The organism is Spirillospora sp. NPDC049652, assembly GCF_040675125.1.
Lineage (GTDB): Bacteria > Actinomycetota > Actinomycetes > Streptosporangiales > Streptosporangiaceae > Spirillospora.
The window spans coordinates 1-5,362 of record NZ_JBFAOF010000485.1 but is presented as its reverse complement, the minus strand read 5'-3'; the positions used below and the strand labels follow the sequence as shown (position 1 = coordinate 5,362).

At 74.4% G+C, this 5,362-nt stretch carries 7 protein-coding genes; all 7 read right to left on the bottom strand.

Annotation, left to right across the window (positions count from 1 at the left end; all coding sequences use genetic code 11):
- Window positions 1-304: 304 nt before the first annotated feature.
- The 7 genes from AB0J52_RS25825 to AB0J52_RS25795 all read right to left on the bottom strand — a co-directional run bounded on the left by AB0J52_RS25825 (window position 305) and on the right by AB0J52_RS25795 (window position 5,098).
- Window positions 305-757 carry a winged helix-turn-helix transcriptional regulator gene (locus AB0J52_RS25825; protein WP_500184839.1) on the bottom strand — a complete coding sequence of 151 codons (453 nt, stop codon included), beginning with the start codon at window positions 755-757 and terminating at the stop codon, window positions 305-307.
- A gap of 20 nt (window positions 758-777) precedes the next feature.
- A complete protein-coding gene (locus AB0J52_RS25820; protein ID WP_500184838.1) occupies window positions 778-1,938 on the bottom strand; it encodes an acetyl-CoA C-acyltransferase in 1,161 nt (386 codons plus the stop codon).
- Between the two features lie 404 nt (window positions 1,939-2,342).
- Window positions 2,343-3,149 (bottom strand): maleylpyruvate isomerase family mycothiol-dependent enzyme, encoded by an 807-nt coding sequence (locus AB0J52_RS25815; RefSeq protein ID WP_500184837.1) that lies wholly within the window; start codon window positions 3,147-3,149, stop codon window positions 2,343-2,345.
- A gap of 85 nt (window positions 3,150-3,234) precedes the next feature.
- Window positions 3,235-3,813, bottom strand: coding sequence for an Asp23/Gls24 family envelope stress response protein (locus AB0J52_RS25810; protein ID WP_500184835.1), 579 nt, complete (start codon window positions 3,811-3,813; stop codon window positions 3,235-3,237).
- 4 nt (window positions 3,814-3,817) lie between these two features.
- Window positions 3,818-4,447 (bottom strand): DUF6286 domain-containing protein, encoded by a 630-nt coding sequence (locus AB0J52_RS25805; RefSeq protein ID WP_500184834.1) that lies wholly within the window; start codon window positions 4,445-4,447, stop codon window positions 3,818-3,820.
- Window positions 4,448-4,475: 28 nt separating this feature from the next.
- On the bottom strand, window positions 4,476-4,907 hold the full coding sequence (locus tag AB0J52_RS25800) for an Asp23/Gls24 family envelope stress response protein (RefSeq protein ID WP_500184832.1): 432 nt from the start codon (window positions 4,905-4,907) through the stop codon (window positions 4,476-4,478).
- Window positions 4,904-5,098 (bottom strand): hypothetical protein, encoded by a 195-nt coding sequence (locus tag AB0J52_RS25795; RefSeq protein ID WP_500184841.1) that lies wholly within the window; start codon window positions 5,096-5,098, stop codon window positions 4,904-4,906. The genes AB0J52_RS25800 and AB0J52_RS25795 overlap by 4 nt, the downstream gene beginning before the upstream one ends.
- Window positions 5,099-5,362: the final 264 nt, after the last annotated feature.

Here is a 5,362-nt window from a genome sequence, read left to right as displayed (position 1 = left end):
CAGCCCGTCGTCCAGCCGCTCACCCTGGACGGGACGTCCGGGCGCGGGCTGGCCATGGTCGAGCTGATGACCCTCGCGTGGGGCGTCCGCGCCCGTGGGGGCGGAGGCAAGGTCGTGTTCGCCGTCCTGGACGCCCAGTGACCGGCCGCGGCCTCCTGCTCCACGCACTGCGCGAAGCCTTTCCGCAGTGGGACGTCTTCGTGGACGACCGTGCGGTCTGGCGCGCGGCGGGTGTCGTCCTGGTCAGCGCTTCGTCCGCCGAAGTCCTCGCCGACACCCTGCTGGAGGCCGAGGGCAGGGGCCGTCAGGAGACCGGGCGGACGCCTCGGCCGTGGGGGGAGTGGGCGCCTTCGCGGGCGGGCTCGCCGCAGGCGGCGCAGACGACCTCGGGGACGAGGTCGGCGCCGCAGGAGTGGGTCCAGACGACGGGCGGGTCGTCCTGGTTGATGTGGCGGTCGCCCCACTTGACCAGGAGCATCAGGACGTCGCCCAGCTCGCGTCCGGCCTCGGTGAGGTGGTACTCGTACCGGGCCGGACGTTCGCTGTACCGCTCGCGGTAGAGGATCCCCGAGCGTTCGAGTTTGCGCAGGCGCGCCGTCAGGATGTCCCGGGACGCGCCGGTGTTGTAGGCGATGCCGTCGAAGCGCCGGACGCCGTGCAGGAGTTCGCGGACGACCAGGACCGACCAGCGTTCGCCGATCAGTTCCAGGGTGTCGGCGATGGAGCAGGGCCTCGGGTCGGCCTCCTTCGGCGGCATGTCGCTCATGGTAGGCGCTGCTAGAGGCGTTCGATGATGGTGGCGTTGGCCAGGCCGCCCGCCTCGCACATGGTCTGGAGGCCGTACCGTCCGCCGGTGTCCTCCAGGGCGTGCAGGAGGGTCGTCATGATGCGGGCGCCGCTCGCGCCGAGGGGGTGGCCGAGGGCGATCGCGCCGCCGCGGACGTTGGTCCTGGCCGGGTCGGCGCCGGTCTCGCGGAGCCAGGCGAGGACGACCGGCGAGAACGCCTCGTTCACCTCGAACAGGTCGATGTCGTCGATGCCCAGGCCGGAGCGGGCGAGGGCCTTGGCGGTGGCGGGGATGATCGCGGTGAGCATCAGCAGCGGGTCGTCGCCCGCGACGGCGAAGGTGTGGAAGCGGGCGCGGGGGCGCAGGCCGAGGCGCTCGGCGGCCTCGCGGCTCATGACGAGGACGGCGGCGGCGCCGTCGTTGATCGGGGACGCGTTGCCCGCCGTGATGTTCCACCCGATCTCCGGGAAGCGCTCGGCCGCCGCCTCGTAGTGGTAGGCGGGCTTCAGGCCGGCGAGGACCTCCGGGGTGGTGGCCGGGCGGACCGACTCGTCCCGTCCGGGCCAGGCGAGTTCGCGGTCGAAGGCGCCGGCCTCCCAGGCGGCCGCGGCGCGGCGGTGGGAGTCGGTGGCGAACGCGTCGAGCTCGGCGCGGCTGAGCTTCCAGCGGGCGGCGATCAGCTCGGCGCTGATCCCCTGCCCGACCAGGCCCTCGGGGTAGCGCTCGGCGAGCATCGGGCCGAACGGGTCGCTGCCCGGCAGGACGGCCGACCCCATCGGGACGCGGGACATCGACTCGACGCCGCACGCGATCGCGACGTCGTACGCGCCGGAGATCACACCCTGCGCGGCGAAGTGCAGGGCCTGCTGGGACGAGCCGCACTGCCGGTCCACGGTGGTGGCGGGCACCGACTCGGGGAACCCGGCGGCGAGGACGGCGTTGCGGGTCAGGTTGAGCGCCTGCTCCCCGGCCTGGGTGACCACGCCGCCGATCACGTCGTCCACGGCGGACGGGTCGATGCCCGCGCGCTCGACCAGCGCCTTCAGGGTGCGGGCGAGGAGGTCCACCGGGTGGTCCCCGTGCAGCGCGCCGTTGGGCTTCCCCTTGCCGATCGGGGTCCGGACGGCCTCGACGATCACCGCGTCACGCATGGCCTTGCCTCCTTGGTTGGATTTTCCAACTCAAGAGTGGCGCTGTGAGTTGGATTTTCCAACCCACTATCCGCGTGGGCCGCGTCACAACACCGGGCAACGCAAGGCGCCCGGGACGGTGTTGCTCGTCCCGGGCGCCCGGACAGTGCGAAATACGGGTAGCGGCCGGAGGCCATGGCGGTTGGACACGACCTCCGGGCCGCTCGGGCCGCTCAGTGGAAGGGGCCCGTTGGGAAGTCGTCCAGATTGCGCCTCCCTCGGTCGAAGGGCTCCCGCGGGGAGCCGTCGGTCACCTGGTGTTCAAGCAAGCGCGCGCACCTCCACTTCGCCTTCGACGTCAGCGGGTACAAGACACGCTAGGCGCCAGATGGGTGATTTTGGGGATTACACGGACAAAGGTGTCGTCAAGGTGCCAGGGCCATCGCCCCGAGGACGCGTCCGGCGAGCGCCTCGTCCCCGCTGATCCCGACGGTCACCTCGATCCCGGCGCAGCGGCCGGTCACCAGGCGCAGGAAGGTCTCCCAGTCCATCCGCAGGACGGTCGCGCCCTCCCCCGCCGCCGGGGCGAAGTCCGCGCGTCCGTCCGCGCCGACCGTCACGTGGTGGGTGAACGCGACCGGGCCGGTGACCTCGAACGTCACGGCCGTCCCCGGGGCCGCGCCGGCGCGCTTGGCGACGATCATCGGCAGGCCGCGCTCGACGATCCGCAGCGTGCGCTCGGCGGCCGGGGCGTCCAGGTTGCCGGGCCGCCCGACCGCGCGCCGGATGTCCTGCTCGTGCGCCCAGCAGTCGAACGCGCGGAACGCCATCAGCTCGGTGTAGCTGCCCTCGCGCCCCACCGGCAGCATCACGCGCTGCTCGGGGTCGGTCTCCGGGAGCTGCTCCATCCGCAGGTCCAGGACCGCGCGCAGCTCCGCGAGCACCTCCGGGCCCGGGGTGCCGCGCCGGTGGTCCACGGCGGGCTCCACCGCCCGGCCGAGGGCGTTGCGGACGTGCGGCAGGTCGTCCGGGAGCGTGTGGCCGGGCGCGGGATCGCCGCCGGACAGCAGCGTCTCGACGCCGACCAGGTGCGACACGATGTCCTTGACCGTCCAGCCGGGCAGTTCGGTCGGCCGGTCCCAGTCCTCGTCGCCGAACGTCCCGGCCAGCGCGATCGTCGACCGGACGGTCTGCTCGAACGCCGCCACGTTCCCTGCCATCTCTTCGCTCATGGCAGGGCATCATCGCGCATTCCGGACGCGCCGTCAGCCGCCGCCCGTCGCCGTCAGCGGCCGGCGGGTGCCGGAACGTCCGGGTTCACTCGACGGTCCGGCGCTCGTCGCCGGTCACCAGGCGCAGCCGGACGACGGCGGGCATCCGCTCCAGTTCGAGCGCGCCGCGCAGCCGCGAGAGCGCCGAATCCCGGATGCGGTTGCGCAGTTCCAGCAGGTCGGCGCGGCGGTCGTACGCGACGTTCACCCGCAGCGTCGGCGCGGACGGCTTGCCCGACAACCGCACCCGCGCCGCGTGGACGCCCGGCACCTCCTGGATGTCGTCCTGGAGCGCGGTCGTGACCGTCCCGGCGGGGACGATCGTCCGACCCGTGTGCTCGCCCTCGTCCAAGACGACCCCGCCGAGGCGGTCCGAGCGTCCCTGCGCGAGCAGCCAAGCGACGCCGATGATCGCGAGGAGGACCGCCACGGCGCCGACGACGGGCCAGTACCAGCCGTGCGCCGACGCGAAGTGCCGCGTCTGCCCGCTGAGGACGTGCTGGTGCGCCCGCGCGCCGCCGAAGGCGCGCAGCCCGAGCGCGAGGCCGAGCCCCCCGGCGACGGCCAGCAGCAGCCCGGTCAGGACGAGCAGGACACGGTTGACGCGCGCGGCATGGCGGTCCATTGGCTCATCCCTTCCCGGTCAGCGGCTTGACGGCGACCTTGTACTTCGTCAGCGGGCGGATCTCGTCCAGCCGCCCTTCGACGGACCGCCGGACCTGCTCCGACACCGCGTCCGCCAGATGGGACGGGCAGCGCACGTACACCTTCACCTTGTGGCGGCCGAGCGAGACCTGCGCGTGCGAGGCGTCCGGGACGTCCTCGGCCGCCGCCGCCAGCGTGTTGCGGAGCCCGCCGCGCGTGAGCGCCATCGCCAGGTCCCGGTCCTCGCCGCGCAGCGGGACGACCCGGGGCCGTCCCGGGATCAGCCCGGCCAGTAGGAACCACAGGCCGACGAGCACGAGCGCGGCGCTGATCGCCAGCACGCCCCAGTGCGTCCAGGGCGTGTTCTGCATCCAGTGCGCGACCCGCGTGTACGGCACGAGCTTCGCCGGATGCCCGGCCACGCCGGACACCACCTCGATCGCGGTGATCGTCCCGGCGGCGGTCAGGATCACGGCCGCGATGAGCGACGTGACGATGCGGCGCGGCCGGAACGCCGAACGCGCCGCGCGCGCGGCCGCCGTGCCCTTCCCCACCGGGGCGTCGGCGGTCGCGGACGTGCGCGAAGCCGGCCACCGGCCGGCGTGCGTGGTCATGTCGGTTCCCTTCTCTCGCGGCGTCCGGTCACAGGAGCCGCCTCTGCCCGCGCCCGCCGTCCCCGCCGCGTGCGCCGTCGCCGTCCGGCTGGTCGAAGGCGGCGACCTCGACGTCCACCCGCTCGACGGTCATCCCGGTCAGCTCGCGGACCCGCGTCCCGACCAGCTCGCGGATGCGGCGCGCCACCTGCCGCACCGGCGTCGGGTACTCGACCGACGCGGCCACGTGCGCCGACACCCGGTCGCCGTCCACGGTGACGCGGGCGCGGGTCTCGCCGCGGCCCCCGACGCGCCTGCCGAGGACCGACCGCTCCAGCCCGTGCGCCCCGGCCGCCTCGCCCGCCGCCCGGCCGACCAGGCGCGTGATCACCCGGTCGGTGATCAGTGTCGAGCCGCGGCCGGACGCGGGCGCGGGAGCGTCCTGCTCCCGCGCCGCGGCGGCGGGCGCCGCGCGGCTCATATGTTCGGCCGCTTCCGCTGGTTGCCGAGCGAGTCCCACACCCCGGCGAGGTCGATCTCACCCGCGACGGCGCGCCCGACCAGCAGGCCGACCACACCGAGCACCAGGACCAGCAGGAACCCGCCCAGCCCGCCGATCACTCCGGCGAAGCCGAGGGCCGTCCCGAAGGCGAGGCCCACCATGGACCAGATCGAGACTCCGTTCATGTTTCCCCCCTTGTGCCGCTATCGAAGCGCGCCGCCACCGGCCGTACCGCCACGGCGTGCCGCCACCGGCGGAAGCCGCTAGCGGAGCCGGCGCGCCCGGCGGCGGCGGTGGCGCCAGCGCCGTACCGCCGCGACCGGGCCGTGCCGCCGGTGGACGCCGACCACGGGCGCGTCCGGGGACGTGTCCGAGCGCGCCCCCGCGCGCCCTCCCCGGCTGCGGAGCCCCGCGGCGAACGCCTCGGGATCGCC

Excerpts from the sequence above, each read along its gene's own strand:
- AB0J52_RS25800 (WP_500184832.1), bottom strand. The coding sequence starts at position 4,907 with ATGAGCCGCGCGGCGCCCGCCGCCGCGGCGCGGGAGCAGGACGCTCCC.
- AB0J52_RS25820 (WP_500184838.1), bottom strand. The coding sequence starts at position 1,938 with ATGCGTGACGCGGTGATCGTCGAGGCCGTCCGGACCCCGATCGGCAAG.
- AB0J52_RS25825 (WP_500184839.1), bottom strand. The coding sequence starts at position 757 with ATGCCGCCGAAGGAGGCCGACCCGAGGCCCTGCTCCATCGCCGACACC.
- AB0J52_RS25805 (WP_500184834.1), bottom strand. The coding sequence starts at position 4,447 with ATGACCACGCACGCCGGCCGGTGGCCGGCTTCGCGCACGTCCGCGACC.
- AB0J52_RS25815 (WP_500184837.1), bottom strand. The coding sequence starts at position 3,149 with ATGAGCGAAGAGATGGCAGGGAACGTGGCGGCGTTCGAGCAGACCGTC.
- AB0J52_RS25810 (WP_500184835.1), bottom strand. The coding sequence starts at position 3,813 with ATGGACCGCCATGCCGCGCGCGTCAACCGTGTCCTGCTCGTCCTGACC.